The organism is Peribacillus sp. P4_C12, from assembly GCF_056402095.1.
The window spans coordinates 1-1,122 of the sequence record NZ_JBFUIB010000884.1 but is presented as its reverse complement, the minus strand read 5'-3'; the positions used below and the strand labels follow the sequence as shown (position 1 = coordinate 1,122).

The window sequence follows — 1,122 nt, the reverse complement described above, 5'->3', positions numbered from 1 at the left end:
ACACCATGTCCTGTAAGGTTTTTGATAACAGTGAATCCATGCTGTCTCGCTGTTTCGAATACTGCTTTTCCGATTCTACTTTTTTTGGAACCGGGTTTTACTTTCTTAAGACCTGCTTCAAATGCCTTTTTAGCAACGTCGCATATTTTGGTTAATACTGCTTCTCCTTCGCCTACTACAAACGAGATTCCTGTATCTGCGAAATAACCGTTTTTGGAACCAGAAACATCTATATTTACTAAATCTCCTTCATGAATAACTCGAGGACCCGGAATGCCATGTGCCACTTCTTCATTAACACTAATGCAAGTATAGCCAGGAAAATCATATTCACCTTTTGGGGCTGAAACTGCACCTGCTTTCTCTAAAAGCTCTCCGGCTATATCGTCAAGTTCTTTGGTCGTTATGCCAGGAATTGTTCTTTGTACCAATTCATCTCTAATGGAGGCAACAATTTTGCCAATTTCCTTCAAACCATTAAAATCTTCTTCTGTTTTTGCAACCATTTTTCTTCACCTCATTTTTTTTTCATAGACTCTGCAATTAATTCCTTCTATGCCATAACATCTGCCACCAGATTTTCTTAATCATAACATTCAAAAGCCTTGATTGTATCATACTTTTCCACTTGAATTTGAATGTGTGATAATGCTAAGAATCATACGTTCAAAAGGCCGCCAATTGGCGGCCTTCTTATGGCGCTAACGCACCCGTTAGTTTAAGTACAATATTTCACAATATCTTATTTTTTCTGATTTGTTCAGAAACCTAACTCCAGCAAATACTCAATATTATAAAAAAATATTATGCCTAACATTAGAAGAATAAGTGTAGTAACATATTGTTTTGAGTTCTTAAGGTACTTCCACTCCAGAATAGATTGAAATCCTAATATTAGAACAAAATAGAGTATCCAATACCACTTTATAATTTTGTATCCTTTGTAATAACAAACGGTAGAGTACATAAAAAGATAACTAAGATAATGCCTCTTCCCCATCGGTCAACATTCTTGCCAGAAGTTTCCGAAATCTTTTTCTTTTCAACACCAACTAATTTATTTATTATTTTTTCTAAGAAGAGTATTAAAATTATAAGCATAATAAACAACAAAAATTCCAC

General features: G+C 34.5%; 2 protein-coding genes and 1 pseudogene. All 3 read right to left on the bottom strand.

Annotation, left to right across the window (positions count from 1 at the left end; all coding sequences use genetic code 11):
• On the bottom strand, window positions 1-506 hold a 506-nt coding region (gene map, locus AC1DUW_RS29935), incomplete at its 3' end, for a type I methionyl aminopeptidase (protein ID WP_477644323.1).
• 254 nt (window positions 507-760) lie between these two features.
• Entirely contained in the window at window positions 761-967 is a 207-nt protein-coding gene (locus AC1DUW_RS29930; RefSeq protein ID WP_477644322.1) for a DUF4181 domain-containing protein, read from the bottom strand.
• Window positions 925-1,122: pseudogene (locus AC1DUW_RS29925) on the bottom strand (DUF4181 domain-containing protein); the annotation flags it as partial. The pseudogene AC1DUW_RS29925 and the gene AC1DUW_RS29930, both read right to left, overlap by 43 nt.

What these genes read in the sequence shown, in the direction of transcription:
- AC1DUW_RS29930 (WP_477644322.1), bottom strand. Translation starts at nt 967, where the DNA reads ATGTACTCTACCGTTTGTTATTACAAAGGATACAAAATTATAAAGTGG.